17 protein-coding genes and 2 pseudogenes are annotated in these 22,456 nt (G+C 63.5%); 18 read left to right on the top strand and 1 reads right to left on the bottom strand.

The annotated features are described in order from the left end of the window. Window position 1: 1 nt before the first annotated feature. Window positions 2-3,937, top strand: coding sequence for a conjugal transfer protein TraG N-terminal domain-containing protein (locus tag HWX07_RS33695; protein WP_223274480.1), 3,936 nt, complete (start codon window positions 2-4; stop codon window positions 3,935-3,937). A 37-nt stretch (window positions 3,938-3,974) separates the two neighbouring features. On the opposite strand, the gene HWX07_RS33690 is transcribed toward HWX07_RS33695, so the two are convergent. Further along, a complete protein-coding gene (locus tag HWX07_RS33690) occupies window positions 3,975-4,367 on the bottom strand; it encodes a hypothetical protein (RefSeq protein WP_027811091.1) in 393 nt (130 codons plus the stop codon). 263 nt (window positions 4,368-4,630) lie between these two features. Between HWX07_RS33690 and HWX07_RS33685 the strand changes: the two genes are divergently transcribed. The 17 genes and pseudogenes from HWX07_RS33685 to HWX07_RS33605 all read left to right on the top strand — a co-directional run. Further along, window positions 4,631-5,257, top strand: a complete 627-nt coding sequence (locus HWX07_RS33685) for a phospholipase D family protein (protein ID WP_027811092.1) — start codon at window positions 4,631-4,633, stop codon at window positions 5,255-5,257. Window positions 5,258-5,290: 33 nt separating this feature from the next. Continuing rightward, window positions 5,291-5,551, top strand: a complete 261-nt coding sequence (locus tag HWX07_RS33680; RefSeq protein ID WP_027811093.1) for a hypothetical protein — start codon at window positions 5,291-5,293, stop codon at window positions 5,549-5,551. Between the two features lie 14 nt (window positions 5,552-5,565). Then, window positions 5,566-7,545, top strand: coding sequence for a zeta toxin family protein (locus HWX07_RS33675; RefSeq protein ID WP_027811094.1), 1,980 nt, complete (start codon window positions 5,566-5,568; stop codon window positions 7,543-7,545). Window positions 7,546-7,700: 155 nt separating this feature from the next. Continuing rightward, entirely contained in the window at window positions 7,701-7,970 is a 270-nt protein-coding gene (locus HWX07_RS37075; RefSeq protein ID WP_224755996.1) for a hypothetical protein, read from the top strand. A gap of 54 nt (window positions 7,971-8,024) precedes the next feature. Then, window positions 8,025-8,423, top strand: coding sequence for an outer membrane protein assembly factor BamE (gene bamE, locus HWX07_RS33665; RefSeq protein ID WP_027811096.1), 399 nt, complete (start codon window positions 8,025-8,027; stop codon window positions 8,421-8,423). A 126-nt stretch (window positions 8,424-8,549) separates the two neighbouring features. Then, complete coding sequence (locus HWX07_RS33660; protein WP_027811097.1) at window positions 8,550-9,059, top strand: hypothetical protein; 510 nt, start codon at window positions 8,550-8,552, stop codon at window positions 9,057-9,059. 50 nt (window positions 9,060-9,109) lie between these two features. After that, window positions 9,110-9,583, top strand: a complete 474-nt coding sequence (locus tag HWX07_RS33655) for a hypothetical protein (protein ID WP_125380539.1) — start codon at window positions 9,110-9,112, stop codon at window positions 9,581-9,583. Continuing rightward, window positions 9,580-10,062 (top strand): protein-disulfide reductase DsbD N-terminal domain-containing protein, encoded by a 483-nt coding sequence (locus HWX07_RS33650; protein ID WP_034175799.1) that lies wholly within the window; start codon window positions 9,580-9,582, stop codon window positions 10,060-10,062. Before HWX07_RS33655 ends, HWX07_RS33650 begins: the two co-directional genes overlap by 4 nt. Window positions 10,063-10,442: 380 nt before the next feature. Further along, a complete protein-coding gene (locus tag HWX07_RS33645; protein ID WP_027811100.1) occupies window positions 10,443-15,011 on the top strand; it encodes a YadA-like family protein in 4,569 nt (1,522 codons plus the stop codon). A 14-nt stretch (window positions 15,012-15,025) separates the two neighbouring features. Further along, window positions 15,026-15,694, top strand: a complete 669-nt coding sequence (locus HWX07_RS33640; RefSeq protein WP_027811101.1) for a hypothetical protein — start codon at window positions 15,026-15,028, stop codon at window positions 15,692-15,694. Window positions 15,695-15,723: 29 nt separating this feature from the next. Further along, complete coding sequence (locus HWX07_RS33635) at window positions 15,724-15,936, top strand: hypothetical protein (RefSeq protein WP_034192229.1); 213 nt, start codon at window positions 15,724-15,726, stop codon at window positions 15,934-15,936. Between the two features lie 15 nt (window positions 15,937-15,951). Then, window positions 15,952-17,394: a DUF1173 domain-containing protein gene (locus HWX07_RS33630; protein WP_027811103.1), complete on the top strand. Its 1,443-nt coding sequence runs from the start codon at window positions 15,952-15,954 to the stop codon at window positions 17,392-17,394. A 262-nt stretch (window positions 17,395-17,656) separates the two neighbouring features. After that, window positions 17,657-17,794 carry a hypothetical protein gene (locus HWX07_RS33625; protein WP_153260042.1) on the top strand — a complete coding sequence of 46 codons (138 nt, stop codon included), beginning with the start codon at window positions 17,657-17,659 and terminating at the stop codon, window positions 17,792-17,794. Window positions 17,795-17,802: 8 nt separating this feature from the next. Continuing rightward, complete coding sequence (locus tag HWX07_RS33620; RefSeq protein WP_027811104.1) at window positions 17,803-18,696, top strand: hypothetical protein; 894 nt, start codon at window positions 17,803-17,805, stop codon at window positions 18,694-18,696. 672 nt (window positions 18,697-19,368) lie between these two features. Further along, on the top strand, window positions 19,369-20,280 hold the full coding sequence (locus HWX07_RS33615; RefSeq protein ID WP_027811105.1) for an SOS response-associated peptidase family protein: 912 nt from the start codon (window positions 19,369-19,371) through the stop codon (window positions 20,278-20,280). Between the two features lie 72 nt (window positions 20,281-20,352). After that, window positions 20,353-20,976: pseudogene (imuA, locus tag HWX07_RS33610) on the top strand (translesion DNA synthesis-associated protein ImuA); the annotation flags it as partial. 1 nt (window position 20,977) lies between these two features. Continuing rightward, window positions 20,978-22,360, top strand: a pseudogene (locus tag HWX07_RS33605) (error-prone DNA polymerase); the annotation flags it as partial. Window positions 22,361-22,456 lie beyond the last annotated feature (96 nt).

Here is a 22,456-nt window from a genome sequence, read left to right as displayed (position 1 = left end):
CATGGAAATCGACACCTATGGGAACGTCGATACCTTGTACTACGTCATGCAGGGTATCGCGTCTTTCATGGGTAGCGGAACCTGGACAGGTCTCATCCGTTACACGTTGTTGAGCGGCGTCGTAATCTGGACGATCGTCGCGATCGGCCGGAAAGGCTATGAGATCTTCCGGTGGTTCGCCGCCGCGATGCTGATGACGCAGCTGCTGTTGCTACCGGTCGAGAACGTGTTCATCACGGACGTCAACAACGTGCAGCCGACTCGGGAGGTGGATCACGTCCCCGCCTATCTCGCCGCGGTTGCCCAGAGCTTCACGCTCATCTCTCGCGTGCTGACACAGTCGTACGAAACGATCTTTTCGGTGCCGGATACGCTGACCCTGAAAAAGGGGGATGTGGGTTTCGGCATCTCCGTGCTGCAGAAGGTGAACAAGGCTGAAATCACCGATCCGGGGCTGCACGCTGACCTTATCCAGTTCTTCAAGGAGTGCACGGTCTACGACATCCAGGACGGCGCGATTGATCCGAAGACGATCATGAACGGCACCGACCCCTTCAATACCGTGTTCACGTCGACGAGCCCTGCCCGATATGTGACGACGAACACCCTCACCGCGAACCCTACGACGGACACCTGTTCCGCGACCGGCACTTTGTTGCTGCTGCGCGTACAGGACGCTGAGCAAGCGGCCGAGCAGATGTATGGCAGCGAGATGTATCCGGAGATCGCCGACCCCTCCATGGCGAAGGCGGAATTCGTCAACGCGATTGGAGATTCGTACGGCTTCATCCTCCAGTCGTCGCAGAACGCGTCGTCGGCGCTACGACAGGCAATGTTCAACAACGTATGGCGCCAGGCGGGAGCGGAGCTGCCCGCGATGCTGAACGATCCGGCGCGCGTGGCCGAGGTCAATGCGTTGATGAGTTCTGCCCAGGCTGCAGTGGCGACGAACGGCTCACTCGCCTCCATGGCGATTCTCGCCAAGAACACGCTGCCGACCGTTCGCAACTATGCCGAAGCGATCATCTATGCGGTTTTCCCGCTCATTCTGGTGCTCTGCCTGATCAGCGGCGCGGATGGGGCCAAACGAATCCTCGCGATGTACGCCAAGACGGTGGCATGGGTGTCTGTCTGGCCGATGCTCTTCGCGGTCATCAACGGGCTGTCGCTGATTCACCTGAGCCATGAGATGCGCTCGATGTCGCTGCAGGCCGGCGTGCCGTTCGGCATGGCGGCGAAGTTCGGACAGACGTTGCTCGACGAGCAGGCGCTGCTTGGATACATGGTGATTATTACGCCTCCCCTTGCGTGGCTGTTGCTGAACTTCGCATCGGCCGGCGTTGTCGGTGCGTTCTCTCAACTGAGCGGCGCGTTGACCGGCTCTGCTCAACAGATCGGTGGTCAACAGGCGCAAGGCGACGAAAACATCGGCAACGTGCACATGGATTCGTCGTCGATCGATAACGCGTCGCGCAACGTGACCTCGGCGAACAAGTACGACAACACTGTGCAGTCGCGCACCGGGTCGATGAACGTCGATACCGGGACCGGCTCGGCCTTCACGAACTTTGCCAATGGCCTGATCGCTCGCACCGAGTTTCAGAACAGCCTCGGCGTTTCGGCCACGTCCCAGGACGCATTTGAGCGGTCGCTCGGCACCGACACCTCGACGGGTGTCGCGGCAAACCGCACGAATTCCACGTTCGCTGGGCGGGAGCAGCTTGCGTCCAGCACGAACAGTGTCTCGAGCAGCCAGGAGCGTGGAAGCTCACAGCGCCTGTCCGACGATTCCAGTTCGGGTACGCGGGCCTCGTCTAGCCAAACAGGTGAGCGGCGGACCGCACATGATCAGCAATATGCGATAGATCAGTCGCACTCCGTCGACGGTACAACTTCTGCAGGAGCCAAAGGTTCGATCATGCTTGGTGGCGGCTTTGCCAAGTCGTTTGGCGAGGATGGGGCGCCGTCCGGCAACGCCGGCGGTGGAGGCGGCGGCTCAGCCGGTGGTAGCGGGCGTGGGCCTTCCGGCAATGGTCGGCAAGGAAGCAGCAATCCGGTCTCGAACTCGCCTCTTTTTAACCAAGCAGAAGAAGACAAACTCGCTCGTAAGGCCGAGTCACTTGGAAAATCGCCGAACGAAGTTCAAGCGATTCGGGATGCGTATCGATTGAAGGTGCGGGCTGCGGATTATGCAAATGGCGGTGGCACGGGGAAAGGGCAGTCGAGTCTGAAGTTTGGTCTCGATGTTTCGGGCGAAGGTGGATATACGAAGTCTTGGCGGAATTCTGACGCACAAAAATTCGTCGATCAAAACAGTAGTTTGGCCGCCTACACCGAGAGCGATAACGTCTCTCACGAAGGCTCGCAGATGCACAATGACTCCACCGGAATGGAGTCCGGGCAGCACGTTCGCCGCGACCGGTCGGCGTCTCTGACGGACCAGGTTTCGTCCGGCTCTCGCGTTGCAGCGGATCTCACTCGCAGCGCAGACGTGCGCCAGCGCGGATCGACGCAAGTGGTTTCGCGCGTAGATACCTCGACCAACCTGATGACGCCTGAGAACCTGCAGGCGGTCGCTGCGCGCAACGGTATCCGATACAGCCAGCTGATGACGTTGCCGTCCCCGCAGATCGCTCAGCTGGTCGCCCAAGATGCAGCGATGCGCGACATCGTTTCGCGCAACTCGACGTTGCCGACCACGGCTCGTGATGGGTCTACTCTCCCTGCGAGCGGCATCGACGTCGTTCGCCAGGACCAACGCAACCAGTCCGGCGTTGGTGCAAGTGCCCCCGCGTCGTTCCAGCGTTTTGCAGGTGCGGTTGGACCAGTGGATACGACACCCCTGGATGTTGCGACGCCGATGCCCCAAATCGTGACCGACGCACAGCACCGTGTGGATGTTACGCAGCAACGGGTCGCGAGCGAGTCCGCCGCGCCGATCAAGCAGGTGCGTGACCACGTCGATCCGTCGGCCGACAACAAGCCGCTCATGACGCCCGAGCGGGCGCCGGGCCGCTTGCTTTCCTCTCCGCCCGCGGCGCCGTCAGCTTCCGATAGCAAGGGGCCCCTGTCGGCATGGGTGAACTCGATTCAGCCGAGCGGGCCGGCTGGAACAACGTCCACCTCGGCACCAATTGAAAACTTCCTACATCCGCGAACTACGGGAAATGGCCCGACTCTTGAAGCCGCTCGAGCGACGGAAACCGGCACGGGCTCGCCCGCGACTCAACCGCGTCTGTCCGAATCTGACTTCAGGATCGTGACTCTGCCGGCCGGCAATGATCACATGTCACATCGGCAGAGTGATCGTCGAGTGCCCGATGCTCCTGACGGGACATACAGCCGGCCGTCTCCGGAGCTACCCAGCCCTGATCAAGAAGCTGTAGCGCGGCCCGTCGGCTCGATACGGGGTCGCCGGGTGGTTGACGATGGAAGTCGGGGAAGTAGCTTGCCGACCGCATCAATGAAGCGTAGCGGCGGGGTCTCAGTCATGGCTCCTGGAACGACGGCTGGCAACCCTGGTTCACGAATCGACAACGTCAAACCAGCTAACTCTGGTCAGGAGCAGGCTACGCCGGCGCCTATCGCGCCTGAACCAGCTGGCCGGAGAAGTTCGCCGTCCGGTGGCATCGGCCTCGCAAGCGTCGGGTCAGAAGTCGGTGGCGTCGACAGAAAGGTGCAGATCGGTCGCGCGCCAGGCGGGTCATCTGCTGCAGGGGATGCCTTGCCATCGACACCCTCGCAATACCTCGATGCCGCAACCGTCGGAGCCGACGCATCTGCTCCGCACGACGACTCGGCGGTAAGCGGCGCGGCCACTTCCCCGAGCGTTTTGGCTTCGGCGAGTCGACTAGGACGCGGTTCTGCAGATGACGCACGTGGAGTCAAGTCGCTCCCGAGCGCGGGCGTTGCAAACGATGATCCCGACAACCAATGAAAAAGGGGCCTTGCGGCCCCGGACGGTAATTCCCCAATCAATGACGCCAATCGCTATGACTCATCTGATTTCTTTGGTCTCTCCAAAACCAATCGTTCGAGAGGTCGCTGCTTGCATTGTTGCTCGAACGAGCGGTGTTCCAGCCGTCATCATAGTGCGCGCCGGTCATGATGAGATGGCCCAGCTTGACTGCAACGCCCAATTGGGCGAACACGCCGAAGATGCAGGAAAAGAGAGCGCCAAAAGCCAAAATGGTAAAGGGCAGCTGCATTACCGTAATCACGATGGCCGCAACCAGGAGCGTGGTCAGATAGCCCCACATGATTTTCCGGTAAATCAATCGGCCACTGCGCGAGGCGATAAACGATGTGAAAACCGAGAAAATCGCTGCTGCCATTATCGCCATGAAATTCGCAAGCACATAGTCCATGATGAGCGCCCCCGTACGCAATTAGTATCGACGTTACGCCTGATTTCTCGTACTGGCAAGTTAATCCTTGATGACGTAATTCGTCGTGGTGTCAATTCATTTGCGTCTTTAATTAGCGCGATCTCGACGGTGAGTCGAGTGCGTCTGGTCGCGCTCACGTTTTCTGCCCTGCTTCTTGCTGCTTGCGCCTCGGTGCACAGCTACGACGCCTGCGCCCGCTCCTATTCAGCGGATGGCCACGCCTCCCACGTCGGGAGGTCGGCATGAAGTTTCTCCTCTTCCTCGCGATCACGGCCGGTGTCGGCTACTACGTGCTGCATGACGGGCCGACGCCGGATCTCGGCAATTTGTCGTCGTCCGTTGGGCATTTTGCGAGCTCTCTGAAGCACCCAGCCGACAACGCCTCACATTCTGAAAGCGCAGGCTCTGGCGACCACGCCTCCGTCCAATTCGCGACTTCACCCGACGGCCAGGCCGAGGCGCTCGTGCTGAGCGTGATCGACAGCGCGCAGTCGGAGCTCGACGTCGCCGCTTACGAGCTCACCAATCGTCGCATCGTTACCCATCTGATCGAGCGCGCCCGCGCTGGTGTCCAGGTCCGTGTCGTCCTCGACCGCTCCCAGCTTGACGGCCGCGGCTCGAAGCTCGCGGATCTCGTCGCGGCCGGAATACCGGTTCGCATCGACATGGCCGTACCGCTCATGCACGACAAGTTCATCGTCGCTGATAGCGATACGACCCAGACAGGCTCGATGAACTACACGCAGGCCGGTGCCAATCACAACGCTGAAAACGTCCTCGTCATCTGGCATCACGCCACGGTCGCCGCAGCCGTGCGCGCCGCGTGGGCGCGCCTATGGAATGAATCGAAGCCTTACCCAGGTGTTTGACCCGGCAATCACGCGCGTAAGCCGAACTTTTTAATGGAGAACACGATGCCTCATGTCGATTTCGAAGTCGCCTGCCAGACGATCGGGCAGCTGATCGCCCACTATGTCGCCGTCATCGCTGAAGAGGAGTCGCGCAGCGAGCCGGATGCGGAGTGCATCGCTATAGCCGACGCGGAACGCAAGACTCTGGTTGCCGCTCGCGATGCGCTGCATCCGGATGATGCGGCTGCGATCGCTCGTGCGCTGGACATCTACGGCCTGCGTGTCCGTCGCTTGAACATCGGTCACGCCTGATTCCGGAGCCCATCATGGACACTATTCCGGATGTCGTGATGCAGCGCGCGTATGCGCGAGTGGAGCGCGAGGCGATTGACGGCAGCCGCGAGCAAGCCGAGCCGAAGGCGATCCTCATCGGTGGCCAACCCGGTGCCGGCAAGACGGCCATTGCGCGTCAGGCGATGGGCGAACTCAACGAGCGCGGTGGTGCCGTTTTGATCGACGCCGATCGCATGAGGGAGAACCTGCCGCAGTACAGCCGGCTTCTTCGCGAGGATCCGCAACATGCAGCCGACCTGACGCATGCCGATGCTGGCCGGTGGGCGGGCCGGCTAACCACGGCCGCATCCGACGTGCGCCGTGATCTTGTGGTCGACGGCACGATGCGTAACCCCGATAGCCTGCGCAATCTGGCGCGGCGGCTCAAGGACCGCGGTTACACGCTGGAGGTTCGGGGCGTGGCCATGCCAGCGGACGTGTCGCTTACGCGTGCGCAGATGCGTACCGAGCGCGAAATCGCGACGACGGGCGTGGGACGGGTGGTCAATCGCGAGCAGCACGACCAGGCGTATGCCGGCATGGTGGAAACGGTCGCATTGCTCGAGCGTGAGAAGGCAGTGGATCGAATCCTGATCGTCGATCGGCATCACCGCGAGATATACCGCAACGAACTGCATCAGGGTGAATGGCGCGAGCCGCAAGCGGCCGCGGCGTCGATCGTGCATGAGCGCGAGCGTCCGATGACCCGCGACGAGATAGCCCATCACGTTCAAATGCTCGATGACATTCGTGACGCTCGTACAGGCCGAGGCGCGCCGGCGCCGGAGATTGCCGACATCTCGCTGCGTCGTGAGCAGGCGCTACGCGTCCCGGAGAGGGATGCGCAAGCACGGGTCAACGGAGCGTCTGCGGATGCGCGGCCGGCACCGGAGCGCGGCTTGCGCGACGTCCTCCGGTCGATGACGCGTGACGTGCCGAACGTCGGTGGCCACTTCCCCGATCCGGTCGCCGAGGAAATCGCTGCGTCGCGCCATCTGCCCGCCCTCGAGGCCAGGCTTCGCTCGCACGGGATGACTCACCTGACACCGCTGGACGCCGGCGCGTCGTCGGTCGTGCTGGCGGCCGACGACAAGCATGTGGTGCGGCTCGGAACCGGCGATCTTGCCGTTCGGCCAAAAATTCCCGAGGTCTTGCAGCCGGTGGCGAGCGGCACCGAAGGCAATCTGCGATACGAAATCATGCCCCGCGCCGATATGCGAGGCGTGACATCGGCCGACGTCGCGCGCACGGCCGACGCGCTTCGTCAGCGCGGATACCACTGGAGCGATCAGGGCGTCGACAATCTGGGCATCGTGGACGGTCGTGTGGTCGTCGTCGATCCGGGTGGCATAGAGCCGGTACGCGAACGGGCCATTCTGCCGTCTGCACGCCAACCGGATCAGCCAAAGACGGAGGTCGAAGTCGATACGGCGCGCGCGCCGCGCCGGCGTACCGTTGACCACGCGCGCGACGCGGAGCGCGGCCGCGCGTTCGACACGCTGGGCCGTGACCAGGCGCTCGCCCTCTTCCCCGAGCTCGACGCGGCCTACCACCACCTCGAAACGCGGACCTCGATCAGCACGGTTCCCCACAGCGAAATCGAACGCGCCAACCTGTCCGAACAGATCCATCGGGGCCAGCTACCCGAGGGTGACGTGCCGGACGATGTTTCGCGCCGGGCGATCGGCCTGGCCGGCGATTACCACAACCTGATTCTGCGCGATGCGCAGCAGTTGGAGCGCCACTACCGCGGTGAGGTGCTCGCCAACTCGACGCACCACTCGCTGGTCAAGATCGGTCAGACCGTTGGCATCGTCTATCCGCGCGATCGTCTGTCCCGCGATGTCGAGGTCGGCGAGCAGATCGCGATTCAGTATTCGCCGGACAGCGCGCTGCACCAGGTCAGGGAGCGCGATCACGAAGCGGAACGCGCAGACCGATCACACGACCACCAGCTTTCTATCGAGCGATAGGGGCCGCCATGTCTATTTTCAATCGCCCCCGACGTGTGCGTCCCGTTCCGCATTTTACGCGGCTCTATCTGGCCGAACGTCGACACATTCGCCGTCGGCTGTGGACCAGTCCGAGACTGCTGCGTATCGAAGCCGATTGGGCGACGCGTTACGTCGTGCAGTGGCTCGCACTGTGCTGGTTGGCATGGGCACCGGCGTTGTTGCTCTGGTGGCGGCTGATCTCCAACGGATTCCACCTCGACTACCCGATCGTCGTCGAGCCGCGCGCTTCGCTGCCGATGTACGTGTTCGCCGGCCTCGTCGCTTCGCTTTTCTACGCGTGGTGGCGACCGTACATCAGCTACGTCGAGCTGCAGGTCAGGCGCCACATGGACGACTGGTATCGCACTGTATGTGAAGCGGCGCGATCCGGCCGCCTGTATTAGGCCAGCAACGAATCACCGCCATTTTTGACTGTTGATCACACCAAGGGGAAGACCATGAAATTCACGAAGAACACGCTCCTGATCGTCGCGTTGTCGGCCACTGCGTTACTTGCCGGTTGCGCCACCACTGGCAACGAGCACCTCGAATCCGCGACGCAATCAAGCGTTCAGGCCCAAATCCAGCAGGGCAAGAGCACGAAGCAGGACGTTCAGGATGCTTTCGGTTCACCGAACAAGACCACATTCACCGATTCGGGTCTCGAGATCTGGACATACGAGCTGGCGCACGCCACGCCGCACGCTATCAACTTCGTCCCGATCGTCGGTGCGTTTGCACATGGCGCTGACGTGCGGAAGAAGACGTTGACAGTGCTGTTCGACGACAGCGGGGTCGTCAAGAAATACACGTTTGCCGAGACCACCGACGTGGCCAAGGGAGGCATCGGCCAGTAGCGCCTGCCTGATCGCAATTTAGTGGCGGGAAGGTGCTGTTCCTTACCTTGCGCCTTCCCTTTGACGCCAGCCGGCTTGCCGGCTGGTCTTTTTCCCCGATCTCGCGTTTCTGTAGAGGCACCCGCAATGAATCGATATCGCGCATCTTCCATCGAGCGCCGGCGAGCTGCAGCCTCGATCGCCTGGCCAAAAGGCACGTTGATCCTGACCAACACGGATCCCTCTGCCCAACGCACGCTGAAGGGCGCGGCGGTCGCGCTTGCGGCGGCGGCTTGCCTGTTTTCCATCACTTGCACAAACGGGCCCTTGCAGTCCTGGGCTCGCTCGCGCGAGCACTTCGACATGCGACCTGCGATGGAGGCCGCCCTGAAAGCCGGAAGTCGTTCCGCCGGTACATGGCTTGCCGTTCATTTCAATCGCGACTATCCGGGCTTGCTCCAGGCCGAGTCAGACGCTGGCGAACCGACAGCGATGTACCTGGTTGCTCGCATGCACCTGCAAAAGCACGCGGGTTTCGGCCACACCACGGCGGCGACCGATTCGGATCAGGAAATCGGCATGCAACTCATGCGTCGAGCCGCGGCGGCAGGCGGTCAGGACGCCCTGCGCTATCTGGTCAGTGGGTCTGCGAACTGAACACCACGATGGAATTGGACAAATACGCGGCATGTAAAGGAGAAAGCCGTATGCATACGCGTCCCCTTCACCCCCCCGTTCATCGTCGACATGTGCGAATCATGCTTGGCGTGTTGGCGCTCGTTACCTGGTTACTGATTGCGCCTATTGCTTACCTTGATGCGCTCGGATTCTGGAATAGCACGGAGCCCGTGTTCATCGCCGCGTTTGTTACGGCGCTACTGTTCTTGGCGGCTGTACGTTCGACGTGCACTCGACGTGGAACGTGGAGCGCACTACGTCGTGCGCAACGCGGTTTGCACCGTTTCGGCATGTGTGTCTATTTCATTTGCATGCTGTTGATGATCGTGATCGTCGGGAACTTCGATTCGTCGGCGGCCGGGTTGGCGGAATCGGCTTTCGACTTGTGTTTCGACGGAATGGTTGCCGGCGCAACGTTGTACTTCTGGAGCCTACTGGCGCTGCCGGTCTTATATATTCTCGCCCGCACTGAATCGGCGTGGAAGCAGCGAGGTGCGCGATGACCGCTCGAACTCGCGTTCTGCACCGTTTAGTCGTGGCCGTGTCGCTGGCGTTGCTTGCGTGGATCGTTGGCGGTGTCCTCGCTCGCCAGGCACACGCGCAGGAGTTTCTGTCGCCCGAGCAAGCGTTCCGCGTTCGCATGACCGAAGAACGTGGCGCTGTCGTCCTCCATTTTGCGATCGCTGACGGTTACCGACTTTACGGCGACCGCTTCCGGGTCGCGAGTGATGACGGCCGCGCGCACCTCGGTTCAATTCAGCACCGCGCCGGCAAGGTCGTCGCTGATCCGAGTGCTGGGCGTCCGGTTGAGGTGTTCGAGCGAGAAGTGACGTTGCGTGTGCCGGTCAATGCTCGCGAGATGTTCGGCCTCACGGTGACCTATCAAGGCTGTGCAATCAACCAGATCTGCTATCCGCCGATGCAGCGGACCTTTCCGGTGATTGCTGCTGCACTGCTGTCGCAGTCGGAGGCGTCGCGATGACGGCCGTCCTTTCTCCCTTCTCGCGTGCCCAGTACGCCTATGCGGTCTGTACGACAGACCCCGGTTCGCCAAAGTGGTTCAGCCACCTCCATGCCGCTCGGCACCACGCGATAGCACCCGCTCGCGCATGCGTCGGCATCCACGATGGGGAATTCCCGCCCCTGACTGCCGATATCCCGATGCTGCGCGACGCCTTCGAGGGTGCCGTGCTTGAGATTCACCAAAGGCAGCGCCGTCAGATCGATGGCGATGTTGCCGAAAGAAACCCCCTCTGTTCCCGGAATCTTGGCGGAGGACAGGAACAGAGGGCTCCAGGTCCTGCGCGAGCGCAGGCGTAAACGTCCCGTAGACCGGGCACTCGTTGTTAAGCGGGGATTGTAATGAAATTTTCGAAACGCCCTACACCAAGCGGTTTATCGATCGCGATCGCCGCGGCGATCGCATCGATGGCTGGTCCAGTGCATGCTCAGACGTCCGGAGACGGTGCGCTTTCAGATGGGAATGGTGCCGTTGCCTCTGGCGATTATTCCGTTGCGATCGGCACGGCGGTTACCTCTGCCGGGCCGCGCTCGTTGAGCTTTGGTTACGCGTCGACGGCGGCCGGAGCCGATTCGATCGTGCTCGGGACGTCCAGCACCGCGCAGACGAATGCGGTAGCGGTCGGCAATACGACGGCGGCCGGTACGAATGCAACGGCAATGGGTTCCGCCGCCACTGCCGCGGGCAATGGTTCCGTCGCGATCGGAACCGGCGCCGTCGCGAACAATTCGCAGGATGTCGCAATCGGATCGGGATCCACGACCGGCGCCGCGCACCCGCTTAGTAGCTTCGTTATTGCTGGTGAGAACTACTCGGTGGCGGGATCAACGTCCAACGGGGTGGTGAGTTTCGGTGCGCCGCAAAGTCCGAGGCAACTGACTAATGTTGCCGCCGGCGCCGTTAGTGCAACAAGTCTCGACGCCGTCAACGGATCCGAGCTCTATCACATGGGACAGGCAGTTGGGAGTCTCTCAACGTCGACGAGTCAGTCCGTGACGTCGCTGTCGACTGCGACCGCCAACAATGCCACGGGAGTTGCCGCCGTCTCTTCCGGACTCGCTACGCTGTCAACCACCGCCTCACAATCTTTGTCGTCGCTATCGACAGGGCTCTCGAGCAACACGGCCAACGTCACGAGCCTGTCGAGCAGTGCAGCCTCAAGCGTAGGTTCGCTCTCAACCAGCGTGGCCGGCGCCGGTACGGCGTTGGCCAGCTTGTCGACCGGTATTGCGCAGTCAGCCACGTCGCTGTCAACGGGCCTGGCAAGCAACACGGCCAGCATCACGAGTCTGTCGAGCAGTACGGCATCAGGCTTTGGTTCGCTCTCAACTGGGCTGTCCGACGTCGGCACGACGGTCGCGAGCTTGTCGACGAGCACGGTTGCAGGGTTCTCGTCACTGTCGACGTCGACCGCTCAAACGGTCAGCAGCCTGTCAACCGGCGCGGCCAGTGCGATCGGTTCGTTATCGACCGGGACCGCACAGGCTGTCACGTCGCTGTCGACGGGCTTCGCCAGCAACACGGCCAACATCACGAGTCTGTCGAGCAGTACGGCATCAGGCTTTGGTTCGCTCTCAACTGGGCTGTCCGACGTCGGCACGACGGTCGCGAGCTTGTCGACGGGCACGGCTGCAGGGTTCGTGTCGCTCTCGACGTCGACCGCACAAACGATCGGAAGTCTGTCGACGAGCACGGCCAGCGCGATTGCGACGTTGTCGACTACGACAAGCCGATCGATCTCGTCTCTTTCGACTGGCCTGGCCGGCGACGGCGCGACACTCTCGGCAATGCAGTCCGCTTTGGCTGCAGGGACCGTTGGTCTGGTTCAGCAAGCAGGCGGTGCCGGCACGGGCGCGATCACAATCGGCGCCAGTACCGGCGGTACGGTGCTCAACGTCGCCGGCAACGCGGGCGCGCGGCAGGTCAAGGGTGTGGCCGCAGGCACAGACGCTACCGATGCGGTCGACCTGCAGCAGCTGCAGAGCGTGGCGGCTCAGACAGGCGCAATCGGCTCGAGCGCGGTCGTCTACGACGATGTGTCCCACACGAGCATCACCTTTGGTGCGGTGGGTGTGCCAGTCACTTTGACCAACCTCGCGGACGGCTCCGTGAACGCCGGCAGCACGGACGCGGTCAACGGCCGGCAACTCTATGCCGCGCAGCAGGCGACGAATGCCAACAGTGGTGCGATCGCCGCACTGTCTACTTCAACGCAGGCGGTCACGTCGTCGCTTTCGACGGGCGCGGTTAATAGTGCGGCCTTGTTCGGAAGCTTTTCATCCAGCACGGCTGCCACTTTCTCGCTCCTGTCGACTGGCTTGTCCGCGACCAACGAAAGTGTGTCGTCTCTCACGTCGAGCCTGGTGGCCGGAACCGTCGGGTTGGTCCAGCAGACCGGCGGGACCGGCAGTGGCCGGATCATGGTCGGGGCCAACACCGGCGGTACGGCCCTCGACGTGGCCGGCACATCTGGACCGCGTCAGGTCGAGGGCGTTGCCGCGGGCATCGACGGCACCGATGCGGTCAACCTGCAGCAGCTGCAGAGCGTGGCAGGCCAGACGGGCGCAATCGGCGCGAGCGCAGTTAGCTATGACGGCGCGTCGCATACCCGCGTCACGCTCGGTGCATCAGGGTCGCCTGTGACCCTGACCAACCTCGCGGACGCCTCGTTGAACGCGAGCAGCACCGACGCTGTCACGGGTCGGCAGCTCTATGCTGCCCAGCAGGCGACGAACGCAAACGTCGGCGCGATCGCTGCCCTGTCCACGTCAACGCTGGCGGCAGCGTCCTCGCTTTCCACGGGCATCGCCAGCAACGTCGTCTCGATCGCGAGCCTGTCGACCAGCACGACCACGGCGCTTTCTTCTCTCTCGACCGGCGTCTCCCATGGCCTGGCGTCGCTGTCGACCGGCTTGTCCTCGGCCAACGCCGGCATATCAGCCCTCGCGTCCAGTCTTGCGGTCGGGACTGTCGGGCTGGTGCAGCAGTCCGGCGGCGCCAGCACCGGCACGATTACGGTCGGCGCCGGCACCGGCGGCATCGCGCTCGACGTCGGCGGAACTGCGGGCGCGCGCCAGATCAAGGGCGTAGCCGCCGGCACAAACGCCACCGACGCGGTCAACCTGCAGCAACTGCAGGGCGTAACGGCGGCTGTGGGCGCCGTCGGCGACGGCGCAGTCTCCTATGATGACTCGACGCATTCGCGCGTCACGCTCGGCGCCCCCGGCGTCGGATCGCCCGTCGTGCTCACCAACGTCGCAGACGCGGCACTGACGGCCACCAGCACGGACGCCGTGTCTGGTCGGCAGCTTTACACCGCCAACCAGGCGATCAGCGCCAACGCGGTCTCGATCGCAATGCTGTCGACGTCGACTGGCCTCGCCGTGTCGTCGTTGTCCACCGGCGTCGCCAACGGCGGGGCGACGCTGGCCGCGCTGCAATCGGGACTGGCGGCCGGTACGATTGGCCTGGTGCAGCAAGCCAGCGGTTCCAGCACGGGCACGATCACGGTCGGCGCCAGCACCGGCGGTACGGCGTTTGACATCGCCGGCACTGCCGGCGCGCGCCAGGTCAAGGGCGTAGCTGCCGGCACTGACGCCACCGATGCGGTCAACCTCCAGCAGCTGCAGGGCGTGGCATCTCAGGCCAGCGCGCTCGGCGCGAGCGCGGTCGCCTACGACGACGCCTCGCATACGCGGGTCACATTCGGCACGGCAGGCGCGCCCGTCGCCCTAACCAACGTCGCTGATGCGGCCTTGACGGCGAACAGCACCGACGCGGTCTCGGGACGTCAACTCTATGCGACGAACCAGAGCGTCTCCGCCCTGGCTGGCCAGCTCGCTACGGGTACCGTCGGACTCGTGCAACAACGCGGCGGCTCGAGTGCCGGCGCGATTACGATCGGTGCCGGCACAGGCGGCACCAACATCGACGTCAGCGGCCTGGCTGGCGCGCGCCGCGTCTCTGGTGTGGCAGCGGGTGTGAACGTCACCGACGCGGTCAATGTCGGCCAGTTGAACCAGGTTATCGGTACGGTCAATACGATCGCCGGTAACGCACTGTCTTACGACGATCTCACGAAGCTCAGCGTGACGCTTGGAGGGCTCGGAGCCGGGGTGGCCGTCACCATCCATAACCTGGCGCCCGGCGCGTTATCAGCAACCAGCGCGGATGCGGTCAACGGGGCTCAGCTCTTTGCCACGAATGCGAACGTCGCCGCCAATACCAGCGCGATCGATGTACTTTCTGCCCGACTTGGCGCGATCCTTCCGTCGAGGTTCAGCCAGAGCCTCCCCGAGCCCGGCCAGGGCAGCCTCAAATATGCTGCGTTCAACAGCACCGGCGCCGGTTCAGTTGCAACCGGCACGGATGCGACGGCTATCGGCAGCAATGCGGTGGCCACCGGCGATCGCAGTGTTGCACTCGGCGTGGGTGCCGTTGCCCAAGGCAGCGGCTCGATCGCGGTCGGCAGCGGTGCGAGCACAACTGGCGCCAATGCCGTGGCGCTGGGCGCCGGTTCAGTGGCCGATCGCGACGATTCGGTGTCGATCGGCAACTCGGCGACCGGTACGACGCGAACACTGACCAATGTCTCGGCCGGAACGGCCCCGACCGATGCCGTCAACGTCCAGCAGCTGAACGACACGGTGACGAACCTGAGCAACCGCATCGAACACGACCGACGTGACGCCAATGGCGGCATCGCCGCGGCTGTCGCGATCGCCAGTCTGCCCCAGGCGCCGGCGCCGGGAAAGAGCATGGTGGCCATCGGGGGCGGGACGTACGGCGGGCAGTCCGCCATGGCGCTCGGCATTTCAACGTATGCCGGCCACTGGATTCTGAAGGCGAACGGCTCGACCGATACGCGCGGCACCGTGGCCGCCGGTGTAGGTGCGGGATTCGTCTGGTAACCAAGGAGATCACCATGAATTCGAAACTTCCTGCTGGACCGGACGTGGTGACAGGCATCGGTCTGCGCAATCCTGAGGTGCCGATTGCTTTCGAGCGCGCGCTGCAGGCTCGCGTCGACTACGCGATGGCGATCTGCACGACCGATGAGGGATCCGAAGCGCGGAACGCACTCCTGAAACGGGCACGCTATGGGGCGAGCGATCTCGGCCGAGATCTTGTCCTGGTCGGTGCCGACGATCTCAGTTGTTCGCCGTTGCTCGCCGACGTGCCCGTGTTGCGAGACGCATTCGAAAGTGCCGTCGACTGGGCGCAGGTCGACCAGGCCAACGCCGAGGCTGAACTGGCGGAGGCCTTGGCTGAAGCCGAGAACGAGCTGGCGCGAGAGAAGGCGGCCGACGAGCGACGTGCCAACACGAAGGCGGCAATCGAAGCCGGCGATTGGCCGGCGCTGGATCTCCCAACGCCCGACGCCTTCGTGCAGGCGCTGGCCGCGGGCAAATCGGTCGACGTCGACGGGCACTGTTTCGACTTCGTCAGCGGCGAAGGTCTGTGGTGTACGAATCCGTATGGCGTCGATGCCTATTTCGGAGACGCCATACCGTCGGTCACCTACGCCCGTGAACTGCTCGGTGCGATTGCGCTCGGCACCGTATTCGGCGACGTCCCGCCTGACAGCGATTGAGCTACCCCATCCACATACCGGAGCTTCCCATGCCCGATCAGGTGTTTCGAAGTGGCAAACCCGTGACAGCACACAGCATCGTGTCGGCCGCGATCGCTGGCGACATGACGGCCGACGAGGCCGTGGAACTCGTCCAGTTGCTGATTGAGGCCCGCGCGCGCGGCCTAGATGTCCGAGAGGCCGATCCCCGCTCTGCCAAAGCGCCCTTGAGGGGCTCGGCCAAGCGCTCAGCCGCCGTTTAAACCAGGAGATCTGGCATGCAGAACTTTGAATTAGACGGGTTGGAATACGAGGCGGGAAGCAATAGTTTCCTCGCGAAACTGCCAGCTGCGCACGAGGCAAAGACACGTCCGCTCTGCCTGTGCTCGACCCCACCGATTCCGATGTACATCGCACGTTTCGAGGGGCGGTATCAGGTCAAGCGTATGCCCGGTACCGGCGCGAAGCACAAGCTCGGCTGCGACTCGTACGAAACCCCGCCCGGCCTGAGCGGTTACGGCGATGTAGAGGGGTCGGCCATCGTCGAGGATCCGGAATCCGGAGAGGTCACCCTCAAGTTCGGTTTCGCGTTGGCGAAAGGTGCCTCGCGGGAGATGCCGGAGCCCTCTGGCGATGAGCCTGACAGCATCAAGACGGATGGCAAGAAGCTGACCTTGCGGGGTTTGCTGCACTACCTCTGGGAACAGGCCGGCCTGAATCGCTGGTCGCCGGCCATGGCCGGCAAGCGGAACTGGTCTGTGGTCCGCAAATATCTGCTGTTGGCCGTCGCGGGCAAGAATGCGAAGAAGATGAGCCTCGAGGACATGCTGTACGTCCCTGAGATGTTCGTCGGCGACCAGAAGGACCGCATCGCCCAGCGACGCACCGAGCATCTCGCCCGGATTTCTGTTTCCGAATCCGGGAAGCCGCACTTCGTGCTGGTGATCGGTGAGCTCAAGGAAATCGCGACCGCTCGCTTTGGCTTCAAGCTGGTCATCAAGCATCTACCCGACTATGGCCTGATGGTCGACGAGAAGACCAAGAAGCGGATCGAGAAGGTCTTCGCGTCCGAGCTCGAGATCTGGGCGGCAACGGAAGGCACCCACCTCATGGTCATCGCCACCGCGAGCCTGTCAGCGGCCGGTATCGCCACCGTCCAGGAGGTGTCGATGATGCTGGCCAACGAATCGTGGATCCCGTTCGAATCGCTCGCCGATAACGCGCTTCTGAAGGCCTTGGCCACCCGTCGTTACCAGAAGTGCCTGCGCTACAACCAGACCGCTAAGCATCCAATCGCCACGGCGTTATTGACTGACGCCGAGCGCGGTACGGCGCTCTATGTTGTGCCGGCCGACGTGTCGTCCGGCTACCAGTCCGAGCTAGACACGCTTATCGCGGAGTCGGAACTGGATTCATGGATCTGGCGGCCGGGGACCGAAGTGATGCCCCCGCTTCCCCTGACCGCCTTCGACGCGGCGCGGAAGGCCCAACGGCAACCGCGGCCGCTCGCATCGGCAGCGGCCACGAATGCCCTAGCGGTACCGGGCTCCGCGATTGCGCGCGAGCTCGAAAACAGAACGCGCACGGTGGTTAAGGCGCCCGAAACGGAACCGGATCCGACTCCGCTGTTCGCCGAACCACCGGTCGTCGATGAGCCGCCCCCGAGGTTCGATGATCAACCGCCCTATACCGATGAGGATCGACCGGCGAATTGGTTGTGAGTGCAACTGGTCATGGAATCGCCTAGTTCCGCTGGACTGAAAGCGATTCTTTTGGAATGTTGTGTAGCGCTAACGAATACGGAGGACTGGATAGGCCAGTCAAAAAAAACGCCCCGATTGCACTCGGGGCGCGACCAAGATGACGTACGACAGGGACCTTCGGCGTCGCAGGCGTCAAACCAGAAAGTTCGGATTCTAGAACAGAAGCGTGCCCTGTCAAGCGTCATCTATGTGACAGCAACTTAACGAATCAGCACATCAGATGATGATCCAGAACAACATTGGCCGTATTGTCGGTGAGGCATTGAAAACAGATGCAACGGCGCTGCCGCTCCGCCCCGTGGTAGCGGCTGGCGGCGATCCGGATATCCAAAATTCGAGGGTATCGGGTACGGACTGAACCAGCTCATGACTCGGCTGATTCCCGGTACGTCGCCGAATCTGGCGCACGCCCCGATGAATCCGACCTGTCCGGCCGCCAGCGACGACTGGATGGCCGCGCCTACGCACGCCCCCCGTCGACGCGCGTCGCTGCCCGAGCGCGTTTGGCCGGCGGATATTCCGTGTCCGGCGCCGGCGAACAGCCCCCGGCTGCTGCGCGAGTTGAAGTTGCGCCTCGGCCGATATCTCGAAACGCCGCAGGCCTGGTTGCCGGCCCTGAACGCTGCCAATGGAAGCCGCCGCCAGCAGCGCAGCGAGCGCCGTATAGCGTGCGTGCAACTGGTGCGAGCGCTCGTCAAATTTTGTGATGTCTCGACGTTGCGTATTGCAGTGCCGGCGCAGAGCGGCTGGGTGGATTTCACCCTGCCCTACCTGGCCGAGCAGGCGGGTCTCTCGGTGCGCCGTGCCGAGCGCGCGCTGCGCGACCTGGTCACCGCACGGCTGGTGAAAAGCCGGCCGCAGTGCGAGGTGGCGGTCGGCGACGAAGGGCCGCGCTATCGTGGGCTTGCCGCCATTCGCTACGTGACGCCTGCACTATTCGAACAATTCGGCCTGGGCAAGTGGCTGCGCCATGAGCGCACTCGCGCCCACCTACGTGCGCAGCGCCGGCGTAATGCCGCGCGCAAGTCCGAGCGGAAGGCCCATGCCAGTGCCGGCCAGCTGCGCACGCTGCTCACCGACAAACTGGCCGCTGCTCAGGCCAAGGCCGTCGCTCGGAGCACGCGCTCCGACGACGATCGTCGTGCCGATCTCGAGCGCGCGATCATGATCCGCGCCGGCGAACTCAAAGATATCTACCCGGACTGGGACCGCGACCGGTGTTTCCGGGTCGCGCATAACCAGCTCGCCCCACCCGCCTAGCGTACAAACGGTTTCCTCCTATCTATCGCTACCGCGAGGATGGCGCTTGCGCGGATCCGCCGTCGTGCCGTCTTCTGCCGGTATTTGGTGTCTCATTCGCTGGTTTTCGGCCTGGATTCTGACGCCGTGTCGCCGCCTAGCCGTTCGCAACTGTGGATAAGTGCATTTAACTGTCGGGACGGCTCGCCGTTAAGTGTCGGGGCTTAGTCAGAACCTATCTCTACCTATACCCCATATCGACCCGCGGCAATGCCGCGGTGTCACGCGGGCTTCGCCCGCTTGGCAGGAAACCCCCACGGGCTGCATGCGCTTTCCACCGGCAGGCCGTAAGCGCTACGGCGGCCGCTGGCCGCCGCACCGCTAACGGCGCGACAAAAGATTTCGGGGCGCGTCAAAGCCGCACCCCGAAATCAGCGCGCGCGCGTGCGCGCCCGACTGCCCGCAAGCACCATCGACTATCCTCGGCAGCTTAGCTTTCAGAGAGGGGGGGTATCTTAATACGCAACTAACGGTCAAATGGATCGCCCCCACCAAAATTTTCCCTGCCGCTCCACACCCCCATGTCTACAAGAACGGGGCCGCCCCCAACCCGAGTGGAATCCTCACAATTCTGTTCAGCCCGTGCCTGAGCGCGATACTCTGTCGGAAGAGCAATGGTTATGGGAGGCGACGATGTGCTACTCGGCCAAGATCCAGGCGAACTATCGAGAGTACGTTCGACGTTACGGCGCCGACATGGACATCGAGACGTTCCGGCGCATCTTCTTCGCGCGCGCATCCGGGGCTGACATCAAGATCCCGAAAGCTGTCGACGCCGCGTTCGCAGGTGTCGATGATGAGATCACTACCGCGATCGCCGCGTATCGAAACCAGCGAACACGCGAGCTGGAGACCGCTCTGTTCGAGCAACGCGCGCGGCTGGCCGCGGCCGAGAAAAAGCTCGCCGCGAAGATCACGAAGAAGGCCAGCGAGGACGTCCGAATCGCCACGAACAAGATCGATGCGGCAACGCGCGGGCTCGACGATCTTCGCCGGCAGGACCTGCAGGAGCGTGATTCGCGGATCTTCCCCGGCTGGTATGCGCCCGTGCTGATCGAACTCGACGGCAAGCGCCTGATCGTGCCGATGCGGTACCGCTGCCGTATTCCGGGCTGGACCGAGGCGGAAGAAAAACAGAAGCAGGGAAGCTACAACGCGCGTTTCGACTCGCTCGGCACCGCCTGGCGCAAGGTGTTTGGCTTCACGCACGGTATCGTGCTCGCCGACACGTTCTTCGAGCACGTCGACCGAGACGGGAAGGACGTCATCCTGCGTTTCGATCCGACACCACCGCAGCAGATGCAGCTCGCGTGCTTATGGACGTGCACCGAGATTCCCGGTGCCGACGACCTCTGGTCGTTTGCGGCGATCACCGACGATCCGCCGCCCGAAGTCGCGGCCGCAGGGCACGACAGGTGTGTGATTCCGCTGAAATCCTCGAACGTCGACGCCTGGCTCGCACCGGATCCAAGCCGGCGCGCGCAGTTGCGCGACATCCTCGCCGACCGCGAGCGGCCGTACTACGAGCACCAGCTCGCTGCGTAAACCCGGGGGTTGGAGGGACGGTTATCTCTGTCATATACTGTACAAACATACAGTATTTTGCGAACCGACCCCATGCACCCCGCTCTCGCCCATCCAGAAGCAATCCATCCGAGTTTATGGCGAGCCAGCCAACTGGCGCGCTCGAGCGTGCGCGGCGTCGACACGGGCCATCCGGAGTTGACGGCCGAACTGCCCGGCGGCGGATGGCCGCCCGGCGCGCTGATCGAACTGCTCGCGCCGCAGCCTGGAATCGGCGAACTCCGGCTGCTGGCGCCGGTGCTCGCGCGCGCGGCCGGCAAGCCGGTCATGCTGATCCAGCCGCCGCATGCGCTGCAACCGCTGGCGCTCGCGTATTGGGGTATCGATCCGTCCGGCTTCGTGATGCTGCCGGCACCGCGCTCGGCCGACGCGCTGTGGGCCGCCGAACAGGCGCTGCGTGCTGGCACGTGCGCCGCCGTGCTGCTCTGGCAGTCGCACGTGCGCGCGGACGCATTGCGGCGGCTCAATCTGGCCGCGCAGAGCGGCCAGGCGCTGTTCTACCTCTTCCGGCCGGCGGCCGCCGCGCGCGACGCGTCGCCGGCGCCATTGCGACTCGCGCTGGCACCCAAGCGCGACGGCGTCGACGTCACGTTCGTGAAGCGCCGCGGGCCTGCACGCGATACGCCGCTGTTCGTTCCCTTGTCCCCCTCGCCGATTCGTCGATTTCGAACATCAGCGTCGCGAAGAGGTCATGCAGTACATCTACCGCAAGTACGGCCGCGATCGCGCAGCGCTGACGGCCGCCGTCACGACGTACCGGCCGCGCAGCGCTTTGCGGGAGGCCGGCAAGGCGCTCGGCGTGGATCCGGCGATCGTCGAACGCGTTGCGAAGCAGCACCACTGGTTCGATTCGCGCGCGGATCTGCTGCAGCGGTTTGCCGAGGCTGGCCTCGACCCCGACGCGCCGCTGAATCAGCAGTGGGCCGCATTTGCCGCGCAGCTGCTCGGCTATCCACGACACCTGTCGCAGCACTCGGGCGGCTTCGTGATCAGCCGCGGCAAGCTCACGCGCCTTGTGCCAGTCCAGAACGCGAAGATGGTGGATCGCTCGATCATCCAGTGGGACAAGGACGACATCGAGGCGCTCGGCATTCTCAAAATCGACGTCCTGGCGCTCGGCATGCTATCGATGGTGCGCCGCGCGCTCGACATGATCTCGGAGAAGCGCGGCGAGACGTTCGAGTTGCAGGACATTCCGGCCGAAGACAAGGCGACCTACGACATGCTGTGCGACGGCGACAGCATGGGCGTGTTCCAGGTCGAATCGCGCGCGCAGATGTCGATGCTGCCGCGACTGCGGCCGCAGTGTTTCTACGACCTGGTGATCGAAGTCGCGATCGTACGGCCGGGCCCCGTGCAAGGCGGGATGGTGCATCCGTTTCTGCGCCGGCGCCAAGGGCTGGAGCCCGTCACGTTTCCATCTGAAGGCATGGAGAAGGCACTGGCGCGCACACTCGGCGTGCCGATCTTCCAGGAGCAGGTCATGCAGGTCGCGATGCTCGCGGCCGGCTTCTCCGCCGGCGAGGCCGACCAACTGCGCCGCGCGATGGCGGCATGGAAGCGCAAGGGTGGACTGGAGCCGTACCACGAGCGTCTGGTGAGCGGCATGCTCGAGCGCGGCTACGATCGCGAGTTCGCCGAGTCGATCTTCGCCCAGATCAAAGGCTTTGGCGAATACGGCTTCCCGGAAAGCCACGCGGCCAGCTTCGCGCTGCTCGTCTACTCGAGTGCATGGCTGCGTCGACACGAACCGGCCGTGTTCCTGGCTGCGCTGCTCAATAGCCAGCCGATGGGCTTTTACACGCCGTCGCAGCTGCTGCAGGACGCGCGGCGCCGCGGCGTTGAAGTGCTGCCCGTCGACGTCAACGTCAGCACATGGGATTCGGCGATCGAAGGGCCGACAACGTCGGCGCCCGTGCGCCTCGGCTTCTCGCTGCTGCGCGGCATGCGCGAGGACGTCGCGAGCCGGATCGAGCTCGCACGCGCGGCGCGGCCATTTGCCGACGTCGCGGATCTGGCGCGTCGCGCCCAGCTTGATCGTAAGCGACTCGGCCCGACCGTTTCCCGATGCTGATTTTGCTGGCGCATGATAGTCGCGTTTAGATTGACGGAGACGGTCAGCTATGCCGAATGCAGC

The sequence above is a fragment of the Burkholderia sp. BCC0097 genome (assembly GCF_902832985.1).
Lineage (GTDB): Bacteria > Pseudomonadota > Gammaproteobacteria > Burkholderiales > Burkholderiaceae > Burkholderia > Burkholderia orbicola.
The sequence above is the reverse complement of the archived record's forward strand: the minus strand, read 5'-3'. Positions and strand labels throughout refer to the sequence as shown.